The organism is Paenibacillus sp. GQ49, assembly GCF_059759055.1.
Window position 1 is genome coordinate 476775 of sequence record NZ_JCAXEL010000003.1, and the last position, 24973, is coordinate 501747.

Annotated in this window: 14 protein-coding genes; all 14 read left to right on the forward strand. The window is 47.9% G+C overall.

All coding sequences use genetic code 11. The features are described from left to right. Positions 1 to 26 precede the first annotated feature (26 nt). Positions 27 to 2018: an excinuclease ABC subunit UvrB gene (uvrB, locus tag AC6CIF_RS09155; protein WP_076209852.1), complete on the forward strand. Its 1992-nt coding sequence runs from the start codon at positions 27 to 29 to the stop codon at positions 2016 to 2018. 578 nt (positions 2019 to 2596) lie between these two features. Then, complete coding sequence (gene uvrA, locus AC6CIF_RS09160; RefSeq protein ID WP_076254108.1) at positions 2597 to 5455, forward strand: excinuclease ABC subunit UvrA; 2859 nt, start codon at positions 2597 to 2599, stop codon at positions 5453 to 5455. Positions 5456 to 5792: 337 nt separating this feature from the next. Further along, positions 5793 to 6005, forward strand: coding sequence for a hypothetical protein (locus tag AC6CIF_RS09165; RefSeq protein WP_017692026.1), 213 nt, complete (start codon positions 5793 to 5795; stop codon positions 6003 to 6005). A gap of 461 nt (positions 6006 to 6466) precedes the next feature. After that, positions 6467 to 7636, forward strand: a complete 1170-nt coding sequence (locus AC6CIF_RS09170) for a S1C family serine protease (protein WP_083656971.1) — start codon at positions 6467 to 6469, stop codon at positions 7634 to 7636. A gap of 43 nt (positions 7637 to 7679) precedes the next feature. Beyond that, complete coding sequence (locus tag AC6CIF_RS09175) at positions 7680 to 9575, forward strand: stalk domain-containing protein (protein WP_498199174.1); 1896 nt, start codon at positions 7680 to 7682, stop codon at positions 9573 to 9575. Between the two features lie 388 nt (positions 9576 to 9963). Continuing rightward, positions 9964 to 12477 carry a U32 family peptidase gene (locus tag AC6CIF_RS09180; RefSeq protein WP_017692029.1) on the forward strand — a complete coding sequence of 838 codons (2514 nt, stop codon included), beginning with the start codon at positions 9964 to 9966 and terminating at the stop codon, positions 12475 to 12477. A 105-nt stretch (positions 12478 to 12582) separates the two neighbouring features. Beyond that, complete coding sequence (locus AC6CIF_RS09185) at positions 12583 to 16233, forward strand: DEAD/DEAH box helicase (protein WP_498199176.1); 3651 nt, start codon at positions 12583 to 12585, stop codon at positions 16231 to 16233. A gap of 267 nt (positions 16234 to 16500) precedes the next feature. Continuing rightward, on the forward strand, positions 16501 to 17379 hold the full coding sequence (galU, locus tag AC6CIF_RS09190; protein WP_076209856.1) for a UTP--glucose-1-phosphate uridylyltransferase GalU: 879 nt from the start codon (positions 16501 to 16503) through the stop codon (positions 17377 to 17379). Between the two features lie 181 nt (positions 17380 to 17560). Next, entirely contained in the window at positions 17561 to 18109 is a 549-nt protein-coding gene (gene rfbC / locus AC6CIF_RS09195) for a dTDP-4-dehydrorhamnose 3,5-epimerase (RefSeq protein ID WP_498199177.1), read from the forward strand. Between the two features lie 54 nt (positions 18110 to 18163). Continuing rightward, complete coding sequence (rfbB, locus tag AC6CIF_RS09200) at positions 18164 to 19189, forward strand: dTDP-glucose 4,6-dehydratase (protein WP_498199178.1); 1026 nt, start codon at positions 18164 to 18166, stop codon at positions 19187 to 19189. Next, the gene (rfbD, locus tag AC6CIF_RS09205) at positions 19186 to 20067 is read left to right on the forward strand and encodes a dTDP-4-dehydrorhamnose reductase (protein WP_498199180.1); all 882 of its coding nucleotides are present in this window, start codon (positions 19186 to 19188) and stop codon (positions 20065 to 20067) included. Before rfbB ends, rfbD begins: the two co-directional genes overlap by 4 nt. A gap of 135 nt (positions 20068 to 20202) precedes the next feature. Next, the gene (locus AC6CIF_RS09210; RefSeq protein WP_498199182.1) at positions 20203 to 21078 is read left to right on the forward strand and encodes a phosphatidylinositol-specific phospholipase C/glycerophosphodiester phosphodiesterase family protein; all 876 of its coding nucleotides are present in this window, start codon (positions 20203 to 20205) and stop codon (positions 21076 to 21078) included. A gap of 115 nt (positions 21079 to 21193) precedes the next feature. Continuing rightward, positions 21194 to 21889 carry a heptaprenylglyceryl phosphate synthase gene (gene pcrB, locus AC6CIF_RS09215; protein WP_340964602.1) on the forward strand — a complete coding sequence of 232 codons (696 nt, stop codon included), beginning with the start codon at positions 21194 to 21196 and terminating at the stop codon, positions 21887 to 21889. A 436-nt stretch (positions 21890 to 22325) separates the two neighbouring features. Then, positions 22326 to 24680 (forward strand): DNA helicase PcrA, encoded by a 2355-nt coding sequence (gene pcrA, locus AC6CIF_RS09220; RefSeq protein WP_498199184.1) that lies wholly within the window; start codon positions 22326 to 22328, stop codon positions 24678 to 24680. Positions 24681 to 24973: the final 293 nt, after the last annotated feature.

The window sequence follows — 24973 nt, forward strand, 5'->3', positions numbered from 1 at the left end:
TTTAGACGATAGGGTGAGATACGGCAATGAGCGATATTATAATGAGCGACAAAACGTTCGAAATCGAGTCAGAGTTTTCTCCCCAAGGTGATCAGCCTGCTGCCATTAAAGAATTGGTGAAGGGTGTTCAGGAGGGGAAAAGGTACCAGACACTGCTGGGTGCAACGGGTACGGGTAAGACGTTTACGATAGCCCAGACGATAGCCCAACTGCAACGTCCGACGCTGATTATTGCACACAACAAAACGTTGGCAGCGCAGCTTGCAAGTGAGTTCAAAGATTTTTTTCCTAACAACATGGTTGAGTATTTCGTCAGTTATTACGATTATTTTCAGCCAGAAGCATATATCCCGTCCTCCGATACGTATATCGAGAAGGATTCAAGTATTAATGAAGAGATCGACAAACTGCGTCACGCAGCGACAAGTTCGTTGTTTGAGCGTAGGGATGTCATCATTGTAGCGAGTGTTTCCTGCATTTATGGTTTGGGTTCACCGCACTCGTATTCAAGCATGTTGCTATCACTCCGGGTAGGCATGGAGAAACCGCGCAATCAGATCTTGTCCCGATTGGTAGAGATTCAGTATCAACGGAATGATATTAACTTTGTGCGGGGTACGTTCCGTGTTCGTGGGGATGTTGTTGAGATTTTCCCTGCCTCCAAGGGTGAACATGCAATTCGGGTTGAATTGTTTGGTGATGAGATCGAGAAAATTACGGAGATTGATGTGTTAACCGGAGAACTGATTGGCGAACGTGAACATATTGCCATCTTCCCGGCGTCTCACTTCGTAACGCAAGAAGAGACAATGAAGGTTGCGCTGGTGAACATTGAGCGTGAACTGGAGGAGCGTCTTGAAGTGTTGCGTGAACAGGGAAAACTGCTGGAGGCTCAGCGACTGGAGCAACGCACACGGTATGATATCGAGATGATGAAGGAAGTTGGATTCTGTTCGGGGATTGAGAACTATTCCGGTCCGCTGACTTTCCGCGAACGCGGCGATACCCCATACACACTGATGGATTACTTCCCGGATGACATGTTGATTGTGGTCGATGAGTCTCACGTGACTCTGCCACAGATCCGTGCGATGTACAATGGTGACCAGGCGCGGAAGACGGTATTGGTTGAACATGGTTTCCGACTGCCGTCAGCATTGGATAATCGTCCACTCAAATTCGATGAATTCGAAGGCAAGATGGATCAGATCATCTATGTATCGGCCACACCAGGCCCGTATGAGATCGAGCATACCGATACGATGGTGCAACAGATTATTCGTCCAACCGGACTGCTTGATCCAATCATTGAACTGCGTCCAACCAAGGGGCAGATTGATGACTTGATCGGTGAGATTAATGACCGGATTGCCAAAGACGAGCGTGTGTTGATTACAACATTAACGAAGAAGATGTCCGAGGACCTGACGGATTATCTGAAGGAAGTTGGAATCAAAGTTCGTTATCTGCACTCCGAGATCAAGACGTTGGAACGGATGGCGATTTTACGTGATTTAAGGTTGGGCGTGTTCCATGTCTTAATCGGAATCAACTTGCTCCGGGAAGGTCTCGATCTGCCGGAAGTATCCCTCGTCGCTATTTTGGATGCCGATAAGGAAGGATTCCTGCGTTCCGAACGCTCACTGATTCAAACGATTGGTCGTGCGGCACGGAACAGCGAGGGTCGTGTTATTCTATACGGTGACAAAGTGACGGATTCGATGGATAAAGCGATAAAGGAAACAGAGCGTCGCCGTGCAATCCAGATCGAGTACAACGAGAAACATGGAATTACACCACAGACGATTCGCAAAAAAGTGCGTGATGTGATTGAGGCAACCAAAGTTGCCGAATCCAAGAAAGACTATCTCACAGGCGCAGCCGAGAAGATGTCGAAGAAAGATCGCCAGGCGCTTATTCAGCGCCTAGAGGTAGAGATGAAAGATGCAGCCAAAAACCTGCAGTTTGAGCGTGCTGCCGAGCTTCGCGATGCGTTGCTGGAACTTCGCGCTGAATAAGACTGCTCATTCATATGCTTCAGTAAAGATGGATCTGTAACAAGAGAACGGCCAATTGGCCGTTCTCTTGTTGAGTAAGGAAATTGATGATATCTACCGATAATAAGAGATGTTGAAATCTTGAAATCAAGTCTATACTGATAGAAATGTTGAAATTGGTTAAAAGGTTTATAGGAAAGCAATTGGGAGTCGAGAGTGCCCCAGTGTTGACCTCGGAGCCGAGCCGAAGGCAATGGCGACCTTGCCGCGACCAAGGCGAAGCCGAGAGCGCACCGGTGTTGACCTTGGAGCCGAGCCGAAGGCAATGGCGACCTGTCGCGAACGTGGCGAAGCCGAGAGCGCACCCTCGCAGTAGAGCGGTCGTATAAGGTTCCGGCAATGAGCCGGAACCTTATACGGAGCCGCGGGCACACGACCACCCTTCACATAGCAAGACCCGACCCCTCACCGTTGCACCGCTTGTTTCGGGTGTCCAGAGGGCTGCGCCCTCTGGGGCCCTCCCTTGGAAGGGAGGGTTTGGGAGGGATCGAAAAGCCTTTATAAAGGTTTGGATTAACACACTGAGAGGATGAATACTATTGGCGAGCGATAACATTGTCATTAAAGGCGCACGAGCGCATAACCTGAAAAATATCGACATTACCATCCCACGTGACCGCTTTGTTGTATTGACCGGCCTGAGTGGCTCAGGCAAGTCCTCGCTGGCTTTTGACACGATCTATGCCGAAGGACAGCGGCGGTATGTAGAATCATTGTCAGCTTACGCACGGCAGTTTCTGGGACAGATGGAGAAACCGGATGTGGATTCCATCGAAGGATTATCTCCTGCCATTTCAATAGATCAGAAAACAACAAGCCGTAACCCACGTTCCACAGTAGGAACCGTCACCGAAATTTATGATTATCTGCGTCTGTTGTTTGCACGTGTGGGCCATCCACATTGTCCGGACCATGGCGTGGAGATCAGCTCCCAAACCGTAGAACAAATGGTTGACCGCATTATGCAATATCCAGAGCGTACCCGGTTGCAGATTTTGGCACCCATTATCTCGGGCCGTAAGGGTGAGCACAAAAGTGTATTTGCTGATGTATCCAAGCAGGGCTTTGTCCGTGTACGGGTGAACGGGGAACTGCGTGACCTGTCAGAAGATATTCAATTGGAGAAAAATAAAAAGCATACCATTGAAGTCGTTGTTGACCGGATTGTTGTTAAAGATGATGTACAGGCGCGTCTGGCCGACTCTATTGAAACAGCACTAAATCTGTCTGGTGGACAACTCCTTGTGGACATTATGGGCGAAGAAGAGCTGCGCTTCAGTTCCAACTTTGCCTGCCCGGTGTGCGGATTCAGTATTGAAGAGCTTGCACCACGGATGTTCTCATTTAACAGTCCTTTCGGGGCTTGCCCGGATTGTGATGGGTTAGGTGTCAAAATGATCGTTGACCCTGATCTGCTGGTACCAGATCGGACTAAGACCATCGAAGATGGAGCTTTTGATGCTTGGACAGGTGGTACATCCACCTATTATCCGCAGTTCCTGAAGTCGGTATGTGAGCACTTCAACATTCCGCAAAATGTACCTGTCGAAGATCTGCCAGCTGAGCAGATGAACAAGTTGTTGCAGGGTACAGGTACGGAGAAAATCCGTTTCCGCTATGAGAATGATTTTGGACAACGGAAGGAAGCACTGGTTACCTTTGAAGGTATCGTGAATAACCTGGAGCGTCGTTACCGTGATACAGCTTCTGAAGGTATTCGTGAATTCATCGAAGGTTACATGAGTGCGAAGCCTTGTGGTACATGTAAAGGTCAGCGTCTGAAACGGGAAAGTCTTGCGGTTACGATCAATGATCATAACATGGCGTATGTGACTAGTTTGTCCATTGGTGAAGCTGGCCGATTCTTTGATACATTGGAATTGTCGGAGAAAGAGCAGACGATTGCCAAGCTTATTCTGAAAGAAATCAACAGTCGTCTCGGCTTCTTGGTGAATGTTGGTCTGGATTACCTTACACTGAGTCGTGCTGCCGGAACATTGTCCGGTGGGGAAGCCCAGCGGATCAGACTGGCTACACAGATTGGTTCCAGTCTGATGGGTGTGCTGTATATTCTCGATGAGCCAAGTATTGGCTTGCATCAACGGGATAATGACCGTCTGATCTCAACGCTTGCGCATATGCGAGACATTGGTAACACGTTGATCGTGGTTGAACATGATGAGGATACGATGATGGCTGCCGACTATATTATTGATATTGGCCCAGGTGCAGGTATCCACGGAGGTACCATCATGTCACAGGGTACACCGGAGGAGATCATGAATGATGAGAACTCCTTAACCGGTCAATATCTGAGTGGACGCAAATTCATTCCGATTCGTACAGAACGTAGAAGTGTAGGAGACCGCTGGTTGGAAGTACGTGGAGCCAAAGAAAATAACCTGAAGAATCTGAACGTGAAGATTCCAGTGGGTGTATTTACTGCGGTAACGGGTGTGTCCGGATCAGGTAAATCCACATTGATTAATGAGATCTTGTACAAAACGCTGGCACGTGATCTGAACCGTGCTCGGGTACGTCCAGGTCAGCATAAAGAAATTCGCGGTCTGGAACATATCGATAAAGTTATCGATATTGACCAGTCGCCAATTGGGCGGACACCACGTTCCAACCCGGCTACGTATACAGGAGTCTTTGATGATATCCGGGATCTGTTTGCTCAGACGAACGAAGCCAAGGTACGTGGATACAAGAAAGGCCGGTTCAGCTTTAATATCAAAGGTGGACGTTGTGAAGCCTGCCGTGGAGACGGCATTATCAAAATCGAGATGCACTTCTTGCCAGACGTTTATGTTCCTTGTGAAGTCTGCAAAGGCAAACGATACAACCGGGAAACGCTTGAAGTGAAATATAAAAACAGAAATATTTCCGATGTGCTGGAAATGACGGTTGAAGATGCAACCCAATTCTTCGAGAACATTCCGAAGATCCATCGCAAAATGCAGACGCTGATGGATGTGGGCCTGGGTTATATCAATCTGGGACAACCTGCAACTACATTGTCTGGTGGTGAAGCCCAGCGGGTGAAGCTTGCTTCCGAGCTGTATCGCCGCAGTACGGGGAAAACCATCTACATCCTCGATGAGCCGACTACCGGTTTGCATGTCGATGATATCGATCGTTTGCTGAACGTATTACACCGTCTGGTTGATTCTGGGGAATCGGTGCTAGTGATCGAGCATAACCTGGATGTGATCAAAACGGCAGACTATGTTGTTGATCTGGGTCCGGAAGGTGGTAGCGGTGGAGGAACCATTGTTGCAACTGGAACACCTGAGGATATCATTAAAGTGGAAGCTTCCTATACTGGCAAGTACTTGAAGCCGGTTCTGGAGCGGGATACCGAGCGGAGCAAGGCACTGCAATTGGTGGACTAAGGTCCTCTAACCAGTAGTTATATCAATATGAAGTGGCATTATTGGCCCTTCTTTTCGAAAAGTTGAGACGTTGGATTACGATCTGATGTGCTCTGCTTCCGAGAAGAAGGGCTTTTTAATTTTGAATTATGCACCGTTTTTCTTCGGATTAAAGTTATTTCGTGAAAGTGTTTACATATGCATTGCGACGAGCATTACAGGAATATTCGGCCAAATTGGATTTTTTTCATTTTTATGGATGATAGGGCTTGCATTACAAGCAGGGTACAGATAACATAGAGGAAGATATTAGGGTATGCGTTAGCTGTTCAACTATGGTAAGGAGGTCTGTCTATCCATGCTGTTTGCAGAAGCTGCCACGGCGAGTACATCGAATTTTAATGCATTTGATATTTTTGTCATCTTATTTACGATCCTGATTTTCATCGGAGTTGTTCGGCTTCTTCGGGCACCGAAGAAAAATCTGTTTGCGATCGGATTTGCAGTAGTCAGCCTACTGGTATTTCTGATGACAGACTATGCGATGATAACGGGTTGGTTTGCTCAGTAGGAATGCCGCAGAATTTAAATGTAATTTAAGCCAATAGTGCATGTTCAAAAAGATCGGTTTTCAGTACCGAGAAGATGGGATGAAGCTAGAAATGGAGTAGCGGAGCGTAGGAGAACTACGTGAGCAACGGACATTTCGGCTGAATTCCATATTCGATGCTGATGATGCCACTAGGCATCCTTCGTAATCAAAAGCGGATTTTTTGAACAACCTCTAAAAGAGGTACAGACGAACACTTTCCAGAGAGACATGGAGGGTGTTTTTTTCATTTATACTGAAACGATTGAATAGAATTCTATCTTCTCTACTAAAATAGGACTTAAAACAATTGTATATCCAGATTCTGTATGATACATTGAGGGATACCGGAATTGCAGATGAGAGAAAAAGAGAATAGATTCAGCGATGAATCCGATGTCGAGTCGCGCAAGAAGGATGTATAGAGAGGGTCAGGTGAGAATATGAGCGTGTTGGGTAAAAAGGGGATAGCCATACTGATGGCTGCTGTACTCTCGATTAGTGTAGCGGCAACGGCCGGTGCAGCTGAATCCAAAGCGGCGATGCAAGCGAAAGTGGTAGACGGTCAAGTCTATGTGAACACCAAGGATCTGCTCAAGGCAGTTGGTGGAAGTGGACAATATGATGCCAAATCCGGAACGTACACGTACAAGGGAAGTGAAGCCATTCCCAAAGTGATCGAAAAGGTATCTCCTTCGGTCGTAGGCATTATTGGGAAATCTACCGAAGTGCAGGACGGTGCAACATCAGACGATCGATATAATCTTGCACATGGTACAGGTGTCATTATCCGGTCCAATGGATGGATTGTAACAAATGCTCACGTGGTAGATGGATTAATAAACCCTGTGGTCGTAACGACGGATGGCAATACATACAAAATTACGAAAACATACAGTGATGCACTAAGTGATCTGGCGCTAATCAAAATCAATGCCAAATCACTCAAACCGGCGAGCTTCGCCAAAGCTTCACAAACCACTGTTGGAGAAACGGTGATTGCCTTGGGTACGCCGATTTCCTTTTCTTTGCGCAACTCGGCAACGGTAGGGGTAATTAGCGGCTTGAATCGTGGTGTTGAGGCGACCTACCGGTTGATTCAGACCGACACGGCGATTAACCCAGGAAATAGCGGAGGACCGCTGGTCAACCTGAAGGGTGAAGTGGTTGGTATCAACTCGATGAAATTTTCTGCGGTAGGCGTAGAGAGTTTGGGATTTTCGATTCCAGTGGATACCGTTCAATATATCATCGATCAGTTTTTTAAATATGGAAAAATAAAACGTGCAAGTCTGGGGCTACAGCTGGAAGAAAGCTGGTCTGCGATTGTGGGCCTGCCTACAGATGATCCCTTAACGATTACGGGCGTACTGTCTCCTGAAGCCAAGAAAGCCAAAATCAAAGAGGGCGATGTCCTTTACAGTGTCGCGGGCACACGTGTCTCTTCAGTAGTGGATATCAATGAGTTGCTCAAAAAGTATCTGCCTGGGCAAAAGGTAAAGCTGTTGATGCAATCGGATGGCGATATCGTCACCCGCACGTTGGTGCTTGCTGATCGCGCAGACATCGTAGACGAGGAAGATGAAGCGTTCCTTGCAGATGAAGAACAATAAAGCCCGGCGATCAGCCCGGATGGAGAGAGGACGAAAGAACGGAATGAAAAAGTCATGGATACGTGTGCTAAGCACAGGTGTATTAACCGGGATGCTGACCATTGGAGCGGCATTGCCTGTATGGGCATCTGATCTGACGACAAGTGAACTACGAGTCAAAGCGGGGAGCACGAGCGCCTACATTAACGGCGATAAGCAGGCCATAGCCAAACCTTACAAGTTTAAGGGTGTCACGATGGTGCCTGTTGGAGTGTTCAAGAAAGCATTTGGCAGTGAGATCCGGCTGGAGAAAAATGATGTTGTCAAAATCAAGGAAGGTCCACACACGGTTACCCTAACGATTGGCAGTTCAATTGCCTGGGTGGATGGTGTAAAACATGAGATGGGTGCCGCTCCCAAAATGGTGAATGGCGTACTTATGGTCCCACTTCGTCCGGTTGCTGCCGGTATCGGAGCGACACTAGCTCCAACCAGTTCCGGAGAGATGGTCATTCGTCTGTTGCAAATCGATGATTCGGTGGATGAAGAGGATGGCCTTCATCCGGATGAAGGCAAAACCAGAATTGGCAACAGTTTTTACGGTTGGTCCATTAACTACCCGGCAGACCTTATGGTTTTCCAGACCGGTGAGCAGGAGCGCATGATAACTTTCGGCGCTGCGGACAACAGTTATTATCTTGAAGTGTATGTCAGCGATCAGGATGTGGCTCTGGATGCGGATGATTTGTTGCAGCAACTTGTCCAGGAGGCCAAACAATCGGGAGATACGGTGCTGGATCGTGAAGCGGTGTCGAAAGGCAAAACACCTTATGCACGCATTATTGTGAAAGATGTAGACGGCATGTTATGGGAGATGCGTCAGTATCTGAGCGAAGGTCGTCAATATGATGTGTACCTCGCGGATTACGAAGCCTTGAATTATAAAGATCTGGGCAAACGTGCAGCGCTGCTCAACTCATTCCAGCCAACCTTTGCAGAATCGGATCGAACGATCAAGGATCTGTCCACCGTAGATAATGGCATGCGCTCCGCGTGGAATGATGACTATGGTATTGAATTGAAGATTCCTGCCGGCTGGTCGATGGATAACAATCAGATGATCTATGAAGCCAAGGATGGTGCGTATCTGCAATGGCGTGTCACTTCGGCGAAAGCAGGTACAACGGTAAAAGACTGGAGCGGCCAACTGGATAAGTGGATGCGCGAGACATTTACACCAGAGAGTTACGAGCCAATTGGTTCATATACGATGGATATCTCGGGAGAGACTGCCGAGGTGAATGAATTCCGTTATAACTTTGGCGGGGGCTGGCAGACCGAGTTCGATGTTCTTTTGCAGAAGAATGGGTATCGATACTATGCAGAGTATACGTTCCCTGAGGAGCAAAGTGCAGATCGGGCATGGTTTGAACGGATTATGAAGAGTGTGGAGATTGATTTTGATACGGTTGCCGATAATTTTGGTCAGCTGGATGAAGATCCGTATTTGACAGACAAAACGAAGACACTTACACGTACGTCCAAACGTTATAAATACAGTGTAGATATTCCGCGTTACTGGACGCCGTATAGTGATCGATTCGAATATTCACCTGTGGTGTACACCTTTACGGGCGGAGAATTCTCCATTGCGGCGAGCGAAGACAAGTCGATCGAGATGACGGTCAGCCAACTTAGAGAAGCTTATGCAGAAGCCACCAAAACCCGTAAGAACTTCAAGTTGCTTGGCAGTGAGGAGCTAACGTTTGCGGGTGTGCCTGCATTTTCCTTTACGTATCATGAACTGGACAAAGGCGTGCCATATGCGGGTCGGCAGATCGTCTTTGAAAAGGACGGAACAACCTATACGATCACAAGTGGGCTGAATGATGCCAACAAGACAGAAGTTCAGGCGGCAGCATTGGAAAAAGCAGTGAACTCATTTACTTTTATTAAATAATTGTAGTGGAGCCGGAGGGTCAAAAGACCTCTCGGCTTATTTGTTTTCTGTATAAGATAAATTAAATATTTTCACTGGTGCTGCAATCGGAGTGTTTAGTGTAAATCTTAATGGAAATGAAAATGGTAAACGGTTTTTTCAGGAAAACGTAGAAGAGTCGGTGCAGAAGTGGTACACTATACTAGTTCAGGAGTTATGACTGCTGATCTGATGAATAGGAATGACTGTAAGCTTGGAGTTCAGGCAATACAGACATAATAGATAGATATTGTAATACCGTGACAATGCAGGTGTACCCGATAAGGTGCAGTCTTAGGCTTGGTATGTTCAGGCGTTTAAGGATATAGGGATGAAATCCGGCGAATAGCCGGTTATGGGGAGGATCTACATGAAAACAGCAACAATACGAAGAGAAGACGTTGAACTTCTGGCACCGGCTGGTGACTGGGATTGTATGCGTTCGGCGGTAGCCAATGGCGCAGATGCAATTTTCTTCGGAGTCGAAAAGTTTAATGCACGGGCACGTGCGAACAATTTCCGTATGGACGAGCTGCCGGAGATAATGGCGTTTTTGCACAGTTATGGCGTAAAAGGTTTTTTGACCTTTAATATATTGATTTTTGAAAATGAGTTGACGGATGCCAAAGAACTGATTGACGCTTGTGTGGATGCAGGTGTGGATGCTGTAATTGTTCAGGATTTGGGTTTGGTGAAGATGATTCGCGAGATCTCACCGGATTTCCCGATTCACGGTTCAACACAGATGACGATTACGTCCCCGGAAGCGGTCGAGTTTACAAAGCCATTTGATATGGAACGTGTCGTTCTGGGACGGGAGAACAACCTGAAGCAGATCCAGAAGATCGGTGAGCAAGCGAAGCTTCCAATGGAAGTATTTGTGCATGGTGCGCTGTGTGTATCCTACTCGGGGCAGTGTCTGACTTCCGAAATGTGGGGAGGACGTTCGGCGAACCGCGGAGAGTGCGCACAAGCTTGTCGTCTTCCATACGATCTGATGGTGGATGGGGTGCACAAACCGATGGGTGATGTAGCTTATCTGTTGTCTCCGAAGGATCTGGCAGCGATTGATCTGATGCCGGAACTGATCGAAGCAGGAGTAACTTCTTTCAAAATTGAAGGACGTCTCAAAACGCCAGAATACGTAGCAAACGTAGTAAGCAAATACCGCAAAGCGATTGACCGTTATTTTGATGGAGATAACACACCGCCAAGCAAGGAAGAAGTTCGCGAATTGCAGCAAAGCTTCTCCCGTGGATTCACGCATGGTTTCCTCAGCGGTACAAACAACAAAGAACTGGTGGATGGAACATTCCCGAAAAGTCGTGGTGTCTACCTTGGTCGTGTGGATCAAGTGTTGCGCGATGGTGTTGTCCTGAAGCTGGATGCACCCGTGAAACGTGGAGACGGAATTGTATTTGACGCCGGAGACCCGACTCAGAAGGAAGAGGGCGGACGTGTATACGATGTACGTCGCAAAGGTGTAAAACTCGAAGGTGAAGCCGAAGAGGGCTGGATCGTTGACGTTGTGCCAGGCCGCAGTGACGTAGATCTGCGCCGCGTGAAAGTTGGCGACAAAGTGTGGAAAACGAATGACCCGGCGCTGGACAAACGTCTGCGTCAAAGCTTCGAGACCGAGAAGCCGTACCGTGTATTCCCGGTGAAGGTGAAGGTCATCGGCAGCCCGGGGCAGCCGCTTAGCACATGGTGGACAGACGTGCAGAAAGGCACGACCGTCCGTATTGATTCTGAGATGGAACTGGACATCGCCCAGAAGCGTCCAATGACACATGAATTGCTCGAAGAGCAGTTCGGTCGTCTGGGAGGCACCGTGTTCCAGTTGGAAGGAATGGACGTCAATCTGCACGGTGACGTTATCATCCCGATGCGTGAGTTGAATAACATTCGTCGTCAGGCTGTAGAACAACTCGCGGGCGAGCGTCCTAAACCGCCCGTCTACGTGAAACGCGCGGTAGATGTGTACGGCGATTCGGTTAAACCGGCATCACCAGTCGCTCGCGGTCAAGCAGAACTGACCGCACTCTGCCGTAGCCTGCCACAAGTGGAGGCAGCGATTGAAGCAGGAATCGGTATGATCTATGCCGACTTCGAGTTTATCAAACAGTTCCCGGCAGCCGTGGAAGCTGTGCATGCCGCTGGTCGCAAGATCGCGCTGGCAACACCGCGTATTCACATGCCTGGGGAGAACGGATATCATAACAACATCTTGCGTCTGAAGCCGGATGCGGTATTGGTACGTAATACAGGTGCGCTGTACTTCTACCTTCGTCACCGGATGGAAAACCCGGATGCGAAGCACCCGGAACTGATCGGCGACTTCTCATTAAACATCGCCAATCACAAAGCAGTAGAATTGTTCCTGGAAGCCGGATGTGACTGGATTACCCCATCCTATGACCTGAACATTCAACAAATGGTTGATTTGCTGGGCCACTCCCGTACAAGTCAGACTGAAGTGGTTATCCATCAGCATCTGCCGATGTTCCACACCGAGCACTGTGTGTACTGTACGTTCATGAGTGAAGGAACGGACTTCACGAACTGTGGCCGTCCTTGTGAGGAGCAGCGTGCATCCCTGCAAGACCGGATCGGCATGTCCCACCCGGTACGTGTAGATGAAGGCTGCCGTAATACGGTATACAACGCAGTAGAACAGTCGGGTGCCGAGTATCTAACCAACTTTATGGATCTGGGTGTATCCCGTTACCGTGTGGAGTTCCTGGAAGAGACACCTGAGCAGGTACGCGAAGTAATTGATCTGTACAACCGTGCACTGCGCGGCGAGATCAGTGGTACACAAGTCTGGAAAACACTCAAAGCAACGAACCAACTTGGCGTTACACGTGGTCAATTGGTGAAATAAACAGTTTTATGGTACAACAACAGTTACAAGCATGAAGGAACCCCAAACTCTGCTTCAAGGAGCTCTTGGGGTTTTTTTACATCATGACACAGGAGGCGAAGAAGCGTGGCGCCATTCACAATTATGGATATCAAATTGCTGTGCGGGGTCACGGCATTCAAGCGCGGAGAAGATTATAACCAATCTGGCAGGGTGACTAATCTGGTGGTTAGTGAGGATCAGCTTCATTTTGAAGCACAGGTACGTGGATCGGAGCGTTATCAGGTGACGGTGGATATAGATGGATCAGGTGAGATTGTGGCAGGCTGCAGTTGTCCGGGTGACGGCAGGCATTATGACTATTGCAAACATGTCGCTGCTGTCCTGTTGGCTATTCACGAATGGGGTGAGCAGCAGCAGCGTAATGCCACGATTGCCTCTGGGAAGCCTTCTCAACCGGCTACAGGCCAAGGAGCCAATGCCAGTTCTAACTTAGATTCCAAGTCCAAGGTCGGGACGCTAGTCGAAGAGAGCGTGTGGGAGCGCCCACAGTCTGCTTCACAACGAGAGCAACTGAATGATGCTCCAGAGCGTCCTCCGGTTCATTTTGCCCAGGCAGGTCGTCCAAGCTCAGCTTCGGGGTGGGGTCGCTCGGCAGATAAACCTTCTTACCGTACGGCGGATCAGATTCTGTCCATGTTTGCCAAGGATCGGAGACAGCTGCATGGAAATGACCGTAAATACACCGCCCCTGTCAACCGATCCTCCCTGCGGGAAGAGTTGCAGGTTCAGTTTATATGTAAGCTGATACAGGTTCATAAGGGTGGGGGGAAACTTGCTCTTGAATTGAAAGTGGGTAACAAACGGCTGTATGTGGTGCAGAAAGTGAAGCAATTCCTGAACTGCATCGAAAAGGGCGAGCCCATGTCATTTACCAAGCTGTTCCACTATGATCCATTAATGCATGTGTTCACTCCACAGGATCAGGCGATTCTCTCGATGCTTATTCGAATGAGACAGAGTGAGGAGGCCTACCGCCAATCCATCTCCGGTTATCTTGGAGCTTCGGACGGACGGGATATATTGATTGCTCCTCTGGTATGGAAGCCATTGCTGGAATTGCTGCTACAGGCTGACAGCCGGATGGAGGGCACAGGATTTGCCAATGGACCACTCACGCTGGGGGAAGGGGTACTTCCTTTATTTTACCGGATCGCCCAGGGAGCGAATGAAGGATATCAGCTTGAAATTTCGGGACTGCGTGAGCTGATTCTTCTTCCTGCTTATGATGCCGCTGTGGTGGAAGGGCAGTTGCATATGTTGGAGCCGATGCAGATGCGAAGTCTGGAGGACTTGAGTGGGGCACTCACGTCATATGGGATCAAGGAAAGCATTGATATTTCGACCCAGCAGGTGGATGAGTTTGTTCAGCATGTCGTGCCAGAACTGCGTACGCTCGGACATCTGTCCATTGATTCACAGGTGCGTGAACAGATCGCGGAACCGGAACTTTCACCCAAGCTGTACATCGACTTCTATCGTGAGCGTATCACAGCGCGTCTGGAATTCGACTATGAGGTCATGGTTATTAATCCGCTTGCCGAGTACTTGATAGATGAAGAAGAGAAAAAGGTTATTTTGGTGCGTGATCGATACAAAGAACGGAATCTGATTGAACGGCTCGATCGTTCTTTTCTGGAACGTGATGGTAGTGTATGGGCGAGCGAGCGTGAAGATGCCATCTATGATGTCATGTATCATCTGTTGCCTGAGCTTGAGAAACAGGTAGATATCTATATGCCAAACGCCGTGAAGGCGATGGTGCAATCCTATCCAACACCGCCGAAAGTACGAGCAGATTTGGGAAGAGGATTGGACTGGCTGGAGATTTCATTTGAGATGGAAGGTGTGGACGATCAGGAACTTCAGGAACTCATGCGCCGCATTGTGGAAAAGAAACCGTATTTCCGTCTCAAGAGCGGTGTCTTTCTCTCGCTTGAAAATGAAGGTGCAGACAGCTTCGCTCATATGGCCGATTCACTCGGACTGGGGGCAGATGACATCAAGAGCAGCCATATCCGGCTGCCAGCTGTTCGGGCGTTACAATTGCCAGGCAGGGACGAAGTTTCCGGTCATGTGAAGTGGGGAGGTTCTCTGAAACGTTTCCTCGATGATCTCAGAGATCCCGAACGGATGGATTTTGCATTGCCGGGATCACTGACCCCCATCCTGCGGGATTATCAGAACAGCGGATACCAGTGGCTGCGTACCCTCGCTTATTATCGTTTTGGCGGCATTCTTGCGGATGATATGGGACTTGGCAAAACGTTGCAAAGCATCGCGTATATCACAGCGGTACTTCAGGAGAAGCCTGAGTACAACATTGACCATACGGGCGGTGATAAATACCGGGAGAGCGGATCATTACGGGGTGGTGAAACGTTGGCGACTTCCGACATCGATCCCGAAACTGGGCTCCCATTGGATAAGATGGCTTCAGAGAATACGGATGGCTTATGGTCTACGATGCAGCAGGATGGACTGACAATCCGAACGAGGGTCATTCATCCCCCTGTACTTGTCGTGGCTCCTGCCTCGCTGACCTACAACTGGGCTAATGAGTTTGCACGGTTCGCCCCGCATCTGAACGTCTTGATCGCAGCAGGTCAGAAAGAAGAACGAGCCAATATGCTTTCAGGCATGGATGAGGCAGATGTAATTGTGACGTCTTATCCTCTGTTACGACGGGATTTGGACACCTACCTGGGCCGAACCTTCCATACGCTCATTCTGGATGAAGCTCAGGCGATCAAAAATGCTTCTTCCCAGACTGCGCAGGCAGTGAAACAAATTCAGGCTCCGCGTCGTTTTGCACTCACAGGAACGCCTGTAGAGAACTCGCTGGATGAATTGTGGTCCATTTTTGAAGCCGTATTCCCTGGATTGTTTCCAAGTTACAGAAGATTCCGTGACCTTCCTCCGGAGCGGATCTCGCGGATGGTACGTCCGTTTATTCTGCGCCGCCTGAAGAAGGATGTGTTGGAAGAATTGCCTGATCGAATTGAAACGGTACAGCGGTCAGAGCTTACGGTTGAACAGAAGAAACTGTACGCCGCGTATCTCTCCCAGCTTCAGGATGAAGCATCGAAGGACATGGAGGATAACGGATTCCAGAAGAATCGTATCAAAATTCTGGCAGGCATCACCCGTTTGCGTCAGTTGTGTTGTCATCCGGCCCTCTTTGTTGAAGGTTACCAAGGCGATTCCGGGAAAATGGAACAGTTGCTGGAAACGGTCGAGGATTGCTTGGCTTCAGGCAAACGAATTCTCATCTTCTCCCAATTTGCAAGCATGTTGAACCTGATTCGCCAGACGCTCGCGGCACAGGGAAGAAACCTGTTTTACCTTGATGGTCAGACCCCAGCTCAGAGCCGGGTAGAGATGTGCCACAGATTTAACGAGGGAGAAGCTGACCTATTCTTAATCTCCCTGAAAGCTGGAGGTACCGGATTAAACTTAACAGGGGCAGATACCGTTATATTATATGATCTATGGTGGAATCCCGCGGTGGAAGAACAGGCGATTGGCCGTGCCCATCGTATGGGACAGAAACAGGTGGTACAGGTTATTCGCTTGGTTACCGAAGGTACAATCGAAGAGAAGATTTTGGAACTCCAGCAGCGGAAGAAGGACTTGATTGCTGAAGTAATCGAACCGGGAGACGGGGGGGCGACGACCTTATCCGAACAGGATATCCGCGAATTGTTGATGGTATAATGGAGTCAAGCATCGTAGCAATAAGAATCATTAAATATATGAATCTATACAAGTTGAACTAATCATTTACACGAGAAACGTAGCGTTCGCCTAAAAGCTTTCTGAAAGAAAGCTGCATCGGAAGCATACGCTATCCCCGGATTTTCCCCTTTAAAAAAGGGAATGAAAAAATCTGGGGGTAACAGCGATTGGAAGGTTGTTCTGTCATCGTAGTGTCAGTGTAAATAATCTTTAGTTCAACTTATCTAGCAAAAGGAGTGGGTTCGTGTGCGTATTCGCAAAGCGATTATTCCAGCCGCAGGGCTAGGTACCCGGTTTCTGCCTGCCACCAAGGCGATGCCTAAGGAAATGCTGCCCATCGTGGACAAGCCAACGATCCAGTATATTATTGAAGAAGCCGTAGCTTCAGGCATTGAAGATATCATTATTGTGACAGGTAAAGGGAAGCGGGCTATTGAAGATCACTTCGACTATTCATTCGAGCTGGAGCAGAATCTCGCGGACAAACAGAAGTGGGACTTGCTTAACGAAGTACGCAAACCCTCCGAGATGGCAGATATCCATTATATCCGTCAAAAGGAACCGAAGGGACTTGGTCACGCCATCTGGTGCGCCCGCAAGTTTATCGGCAACGAGCCTTTTGCCGTTCTGTTAGGGGATGATATTGTGGAAGCGGAACATCCCTGCCTGAAGCAGATGATCGATGTCTACGATGAACTGCAATCTCCGATTGTAGGTGTACAGCCTGTTGATTGGAGCGAGGTATCCCGCTATGGGATAGTGGACGGAGAGTTGCTGACCCCTACCGATGATCGTGTCTTTCGGGCCCGCCGCTTAATTGAGAAACCAAAGACTGAAGATTCCCCGTCTAACCTTGCTATTATGGGACGTTACATTCTTACACCGGATATTTTCGAGATCCTGGGTCAACAATCTGCTGGTGTAGGGGGAGAAATCCAACTTACGGATGCCTTATCCCGACTGAATGAGCAGCGGCAGATTCTCGCATATCACTTTGATGGATTGCGTCATGATGTTGGCGAGAAGTTGGGCTTTATTGAGACATCTATTCACTACGCATTGCAACGCCCGGATCTACGGAAAGATCTTTTAAAGTATTTGGAACAGGTCGTAAAGGATCAATAAATGGTTTTCCGCATGCCCTTGAAGTCCAGCCGAAGAATGTTACCGCGGCTGGGCTTTAATTTATTTTATGGAAGAGCAAATATGAGGGTTATACAGGCCAATGAACAAACACTTACCCGACACTTTACATATACATAGTCAATATGAAGAAATGATGTCAACAGCAAAACGGAGGGATGTCATGAAGGTACTTCCGCTGTTTATGGATGGGGCTGCCATATTGGAACCCAAGGTTTATGGTGATCACCGTGGATATTTTATGGAGAGTTATAATGAGCGGGTTCTGCATGAACAGGGGATACAGCACGTCTTTATTCAGGACAATCAATCCTTGTCGGCTGAAGCAGGTGTTCTGCGTGGGCTTCATTACCAGCTTCAGCCCAAAGCACAGACTAAATTGGTGAGGGTTATATCAGGGGCTATATATGATGTAATTGTGGATGTCCGCACGTCATCCCCTACCTTTGGCCAATGGAAAAGTGTCATTCTAAGTGAGTACAACCAGCGGCAACTGCTTGTTCCTCAAGGATTTGCTCATGGATTCTGTACCTTGGTGCCTCATTCCCAGGTAACTTATAAGGTAGATGCCTATTATTCGCCTGAACATGACCGTGGAATTCTATGGAATGATCCGGCGCTCGCCATTGATTGGCCTGTGACGAAACCTATATTATCGGAGAAGGATCAGAAGCATCCTTTATTGAAAGATGCTGAACTGAACTTCGACTAATTAAACAGACTTTTCAGATACTTCTGTATCTGGAGGCAGAGGGAGAGAGACAGCATGAAACTACTGGTTACGGGTGGGGCCGGATTTATCGGCAGCAACTTTGTCTTATATATGCTTCGTGAACATCCGAGTTATGAAATTATCAATGTGGATGCATTAACGTATGCAGGGAATTTGGAGAACTTGCATACGGTAGAGTCGAATCCTCAATATACATTCATCAAAGCAGATATTGCAGATGTACAGCAGATGGAAGCTGTTTTTTCCCAGGGCATGGATGTGGTTGTGAATTTCGCTGCCGAGTCTCATGTGGATCGAAGTATTCTGTCGCCGGATATCTTTGTGCGTACCAATGTGATGGGTACTCAGGTTCTGTTGGATGCGGCAAAGAAGTATCAAGTCACCAAATTTGTTCAGGTATCGACGGATGAGGTATATGGATCATTGGGTGCAACAGGGTTATTTACTGAAGATACACCTCTGATGCCAAACAGTCCTTACTCTGCAAGTAAAGCTGGCGGGGATCTGCTCGTAAGAGCCTATCATGAAACCTTTGGACTTCCTGTAAATATTACACGTTGCTCCAATAACTACGGACCTTTTCAATTCCCGGAGAAACTGATTCCGCTGATTATATCCCGTGCATTAAATGATGAAGCCATTCCAGTATATGGTGACGGGCTCAATATTCGTGACTGGCTTTATGTCGAGGATCACTGCAGCGCGATTGATCTGGTGATTCATAATGGTCAATCTGGAGAGGTATACAACATTGGTGGTAATAATGAACGTACCAATATATACATTGTGGAGAACGTATTGGAACAACTGGGTAAACCGGCGAGTTTGATTCAATATGTACAGGATCGATTGGGACATGACCGACGTTATGGTATAGATCCTACCAAGCTACGTACAGAGCTCGGATGGCAACCTGCACACAATTTTGAGACAGGGATCAAGGAGACGATCAAGTGGTATCTGAAACATCAAGATTGGTGGACGAGAATTCAATCAGGCACATATCAGGACTATGTTCAGCTTCAGTACGGTAAGAGGATGGGTGATTCGTCCAAATGAACTATAGAGTTATGGTGACTGGCGCGGCAGGACAGCTGGGTTATGATGTGGTGAAGACCTTTCAAGCAGAGGGTCATCAGGTATTGGCCTGTGACAAAAACCAGATGGATATTACCGATCAACAGCAGTGCACAGATATGATTACAACCTTCCGGCCTCACATCATTATTCACTGCGCTGCTTACACGGCGGTCGATCAGGCTGAGGTAGATGAGGATACAGCATACGCAATTAATGCATCAGGTACTAGAAATATCGCGGTTGCCGCCGAGAAAATGAAAGCAAAACTGGTATATATCAGTACCGATTATGTATTTGATGGGAGCGGGAGTACACCTTACCGCGAGTACGATGTAACGAATCCGCAGAGTGTATATGGCAAGTCGAAGCTTGCCGGGGAACGGCTGGTTCAAAGTTTTTGTACGCAATGGTTTATCATTCGAACATCATGGGTGTTTGGCGTGTATGGCAGTAATTTTGTCAAAACCATGCTGGAATTTATGGAAAAACGTCCACAACTGCAAGTTGTTCATGACCAACAAGGTTCGCCTACCTATACGGTGGATCTTGCCCGATTCATTCATATCCTTTCCATAAGTGAAAAGTATGGCATCTATCATGCCTCCAATTCAGGGACTTGCACATGGTACGAGTTTGCAGAGGCAATAAAAGAAGAAGCCAATAAGCAGAGTGGGTTCGAGCCTGCAGCCGAACTTACGCCATGCACAACCGATCAGTTTCCGCGTCCAGCCCCTCGTCCTGCATACTCGGTGATGGATCATCTGGCGATTCGAACGAACGGTCTGGAACCTCTGAGACCTTGGCGTGAGGCGCTGATTGCGTTTTTGAAAGAGTTGAGTGTACAGCAAAAGGACTGAGCATGTGGAGGGTCCGTGCTTTATTCCCAAACTGCATCCCACCATTTAACAGCCGCCTCGGGCGGCTATTTTGTTTTGCACATCATCAATTCGGGTAGTTAGCTAACAAAAAGGTACTGAGGATGTGAATGCTATATGAAACGCATTGCCGCCGTGTTAATACTACTGATCGTTACCGTGGGCACACTCTTTTTCGCCTATGAAAGCGAGAGTGAGGAACAACGGGACGGATTTACCGCTTATAGATTAATCGCCCATGCGATGGGCAGCATTCGTGATCAACCATATACCAACGCCTATGAGGCGATGATTGCCAATTATGAGAAAGGCACACGTGTATTTGAGATTGACTTTATGCTGACTTCGGATCGCAAAGCCGTAGCCAGACATGAATGGACTGCTAACATGAGTAAAATGCTAGGACAAGACGAAGAGCTCCCGGAGGATAAACAGGCTGGGGCGCTGACACATGATGAATTCATGGATACGCCAATCTTGGGCATGTATCAACCCATGGATGCCGATGGCATTATGGATGTACTGGCCGAGTACCCGGATATGTATATTGTAACCGACACCAAGGAACAGAAGGACGAGGACATTCAGCAGGTGTTACAATCCCTGGTGGATGCAGCGAAAGAACATGATCCCTCCGTGCTGGATCGGGTGGTGGTACAGATCTATAACGAACCGATGCTTGAAACGGTAAAAGAAGTCTATGAGTTCCCTTCCATTATCTATACGTTATATGCAACACAGGATACAGAAGCTAAGGTTGTTGATTTCGTGCAAAAAAATGATATTGATGCTGTAACGATGCCGGAATATAAAGTAAACCAGAATTTCGTGGCCAAGCTGAATAGTGCGGGTTCTGTCACCTACGTGCACACCATCAACGACACTGAACAGGTGGCTAACTATGAGAAGTGGGGCGTGTACGGGGTCTACTCGGACGTGCTGACGGAGCAGGAACTGGATGAGATGAATACACGTTTTGCCTGGAAACCGTAAAAATTCATGTTTTTCTGTTCCCCTTTTTATACGAACATTGACACTCACTGTCTGCTGACTTAGACTTAGTTTACAAGCTTTCTAGGATGCAGAAGAACCTCTGGAGGAATGTTCGTTGATAGACATGATTAAGCAGTGGAGACATGTATTTAAGCTTGACCCGGACCGGGAGATTACGGACGAAGAACTCGATCTGGTCTGCATGTCGGGGACCGATGCAATTATCGTCGGTGGATCTTCCGGAATTACCTATGATAACACGGTAGACCTGATGTCCCGTGTGCGTCGTTATGAGTTGCCATGTGTGCTTGAAGTATCCGACCTAGAGGCTGTTGTTCCCGGCTTTGATGGCTATTTGATCCCAATGGTCCTGAATGCAACGGACAGCAAATGGATGATTGGGCACCACCAGCAAGCCATAGAGCGTTATGGTTATCTTATTCCATGGGATCTGCTGATTGCCGAGGGTTATATTGTGCTTAATGCAAACTCCACGGTAGCGCGGTTGACTGGTGCAGATACGGATCTGACGACAGGAGCTGCGGTGGCATATGCCCAGGCAGCGGAGCGTCTGCTCAATCTTCCAATTGTATACATGGAGTACAGCGGAACGTTCGGGGATATGGAGCTTGTTGGTGAGACACACCGACAATTGGAGCGGGCACACCTCATCTACGGCGGTGGAATTGATGATCCGGAGAAAGCCTCGCAAGCTGCCCAGGTGGCAGATACCATCGTGGTAGGTAACATTGTGTACAGCGATTTGAATAAGGCACTTGAGACGGTGTTGGCTGTAAAAGGAACCATTTAATCGGTTTAGTTTACCATTCCCCCATTTTCCCCTTATGATCTGTTAAAATAGAACTTTGCCCTTACTAATTAAAGAAGTTATATGAGCGTAATGTCGTTTACACGAGAACGAAGAGGAGAGAAGTGAGCTGGAGAAACGAAATGCTCGTTAAAAGCTTGCTTTAAGAAAGCTAAATCCTAAGCATACTTCTATTACCCGATTTTTTTCTTTTTTTACTAAGAAATTCGTATACAGAACTATGTTTACACAGAAACGGAGAGTGCAGAAGCAATCTGAAGAAACGAAGTGTTCGTATTTATCACCGGATTTTCCCTTTCGATAAAGGGAAACAAAAAATTTGGGGATAACGACGATCGGAAGATGCTGCTGCAATCGAAGTCCAAGTGTAATGGATAGATCATTTATACCGACCAACCAACGAAAGGAGCATGCATGCATGCAACCTGTAAATATACATGATGCCGTTGCACGGCTTAACACTCCTCAACGGCAAGCCGTCGAGGCGACGGATGGCCCGCTACTGATTATGGCCGGAGCGGGCTCCGGCAAGACCCGGGTGCTGACACACCGGATTGCCTACCTCATTGCAACACGGAAGGCACCCCCGTGGGGCATTTTAGCGATTACATTTACGAACAAAGCCGCCCGTGAGATGCAAGACCGGGTATCCCAACTCGTAGGTGGCTCCCAAGGTCGTGACATATGGGTATCCACGTTCCACTCCATGTGTGTGCGAATTCTGCGCCGTGACATTGAACGTATTGGTTTTACCTCCAACTTCAGCATTTTGGACTCATCGGACCAACTATCTGTTATTCGCAGCTGTATGAAAGACCAGAATATTGATACGAAAAAGTTTGAGCCCAAAGCAGTTCAATCCATGATGAGCACGGCCAAGAATGAACTGATCAGTCCGGAGCAATATGAGAAGCAGGCAGGAGACTATTTCGAGGGTATTGTAGCGAAGATATATAAGATGTATCAGAAACGGTTAAGAGCCAACAACTCACTTGATTTCGACGATCTCATCATGCAGACCATTCAACTGTTCAAGGAAGTGCCTGAAGTGCTCGACTTTTACCAAAAGAAATTCCAGTACATTCACGTGGACGAGTATCAGGATACGAACCGTGCACAGTACATGCTGTGCCGCATGCTGGCTGACAGTCACCACCGCATCTGCGTTGTAGGGGATAGTGACCAGTCGATCTATCGCTGGCGCGGGGCAGATATCAGCAATATCCTGAACTTCGAGAAAGATTACCCTGAAGCAAATACGATTTTGCTGGAGCAGAACTATCGTTCTACTTCCAATATCCTGAATGCAGCGAATGAAGTGATCGGCCTGAATACAGGGCGTAAACCGAAGAAACTGTGGACGGACAAAGAGGGTGGTTCGAAGATCAAGGTGTACCGTGCGGATTCCGAACATGATGAGGGGTATTTTGTCACCTCCGAGATTAGTAAAAATGTGAAGAACGGCAAATCCTATCAGAACCATGCCATTTTGTACCGTACCAACGCCCAGTCCCGGGTAATAGAGGAAATTCTGATCAAGTCTGATATTCCGTATCAGATTGTCGGCGGCATCAAGTTCTATGATCGTAAAGAGATCAAGGACATTCTGGCGTATCTGCGCCTGTTATCCAACCCCGACGATGACATCAGTCTCACCCGGATCATTAATGTACCTAAGCGTAGTATCGGTGATACAACGGTAGCGAAGCTTGCGGCTGCGGCAGGAGAGCGTGGAATTTCTATTTTCCGAGTGCTTCAGGTCGTGGACGATCTTGGTTTTGCTGGCCGTACGCGGAATGCGCTGGTGGAGTTCTATGACATGATCGCTGCGTTGCATCAGATGGTAGAGTATCTGTCTGTAACTGAATTGACCGAGAAGATTCTTGAGATGAGTCAATACCGTCTTGAGATGCAAAATGAAAACACACTCGAATCTCGTGCACGGCTGGAGAACATTGATGAGTTCCTGTCGGTAACCATGGAATTTGAGAAAAATAATGAAGACAAAACGCTCGTATCGTTCCTCACCGATCTTGCATTGATTGCTGACATCGATAGTATGAATGATGATGAAGAGGATCAGAGCGACGCTGTTACCCTGATGACCATGCACAGCGCCAAAGGTCTGGAGTTCCCGGTTGTCTTTATCGTGGGTATGGAGGAAGGGGTCTTCCCGCATAGCCGTGCCTTTATGGACAATGAAGAGTTGGAAGAAGAACGCCGACTTGCTTATGTAGGGATCACCCGTGCGGAAGAGCAACTCTTCCTGTCTTGTGCCCAGATGCGGACGTTGTTTGGACGTACAACGGCGAACCCGCCTTCCCGCTTCCTGGATGAAATTCCGGACGAGCTAAAGGAAGACACCTCGATGGCTCGTGATCGTTACCGCCGCGGCAGTAGCGGAGGCGGCTCGTATGGTGGACGTGGACTGGGTTCCAGTGGGGGAAGTAACTTTGGTGGTGGCACTAAGCTGTTCGATCACCAAAGCAAGAGCGGTTCATCTGCTACTTCATCCACGCCAACTTCGCGTGTGACTACAAGTGTCTCCCGCCCAACATATGCTACGCCATCATCAGCTTCCAAGCCTGTAGCTTCTAATGGTGAAGCAGGGTTTAAGGCAGGAGACAAAGTGCAGCATGGCAAATGGGGGACAGGCACGATTGTTGCGGTCAAAGGTACAGGGAATGATACCGAACTACAGATTGCATTCCCGGCTCCGGTTGGCGTGAAACGTCTGCTTGCCGGTTTTGCCCCAATTACCAAAGTAGAATAATTTTTGAACGAAACTTCCTTTTGCACGATAACAGAGAGAACAGAAATAACTTTCCTAAGGAAAACCTTCTTAAGCATCTTCCTCGTTTTTGTAACGGGATTTCTAACCTTGATTGATATGACTAAAAATCTATATAAGTTCAATGTAATATCGGCAAGGTAACGGAGAGAACAGAAATAACTTGAAGTAGCAAAGCGTTCGCCTTTATCCCCGGATTTCTACCTTTTAAAATGAATTAAAAGAAATCTGGGGATAACAGCGATCGGAAAGTTATTCTGTTATCGGAGTGTTAG

What these genes read in the sequence shown, in the direction of transcription:
- uvrB (WP_076209852.1), top strand. Translation starts at nt 27, where the DNA reads ATGAGCGATATTATAATGAGCGACAAAACGTTCGAAATCGAGTCAGAG.
- AC6CIF_RS09165 (WP_017692026.1), top strand. Translation starts at nt 5,793, where the DNA reads ATGCTGTTTGCAGAAGCTGCCACGGCGAGTACATCGAATTTTAATGCA.
- AC6CIF_RS09170 (WP_083656971.1), top strand. Translation starts at nt 6,467, where the DNA reads ATGAGCGTGTTGGGTAAAAAGGGGATAGCCATACTGATGGCTGCTGTA.
- AC6CIF_RS09175 (WP_498199174.1), top strand. Translation starts at nt 7,680, where the DNA reads ATGAAAAAGTCATGGATACGTGTGCTAAGCACAGGTGTATTAACCGGG.
- AC6CIF_RS09180 (WP_017692029.1), top strand. Translation starts at nt 9,964, where the DNA reads ATGAAAACAGCAACAATACGAAGAGAAGACGTTGAACTTCTGGCACCG.
- rfbC (WP_498199177.1), top strand. Translation starts at nt 17,561, where the DNA reads ATGAAGGTACTTCCGCTGTTTATGGATGGGGCTGCCATATTGGAACCC.
- rfbB (WP_498199178.1), top strand. Translation starts at nt 18,164, where the DNA reads ATGAAACTACTGGTTACGGGTGGGGCCGGATTTATCGGCAGCAACTTT.
- rfbD (WP_498199180.1), top strand. Translation starts at nt 19,186, where the DNA reads ATGAACTATAGAGTTATGGTGACTGGCGCGGCAGGACAGCTGGGTTAT.
- AC6CIF_RS09210 (WP_498199182.1), top strand. Translation starts at nt 20,203, where the DNA reads ATGAAACGCATTGCCGCCGTGTTAATACTACTGATCGTTACCGTGGGC.
- pcrA (WP_498199184.1), top strand. Translation starts at nt 22,326, where the DNA reads ATGCAACCTGTAAATATACATGATGCCGTTGCACGGCTTAACACTCCT.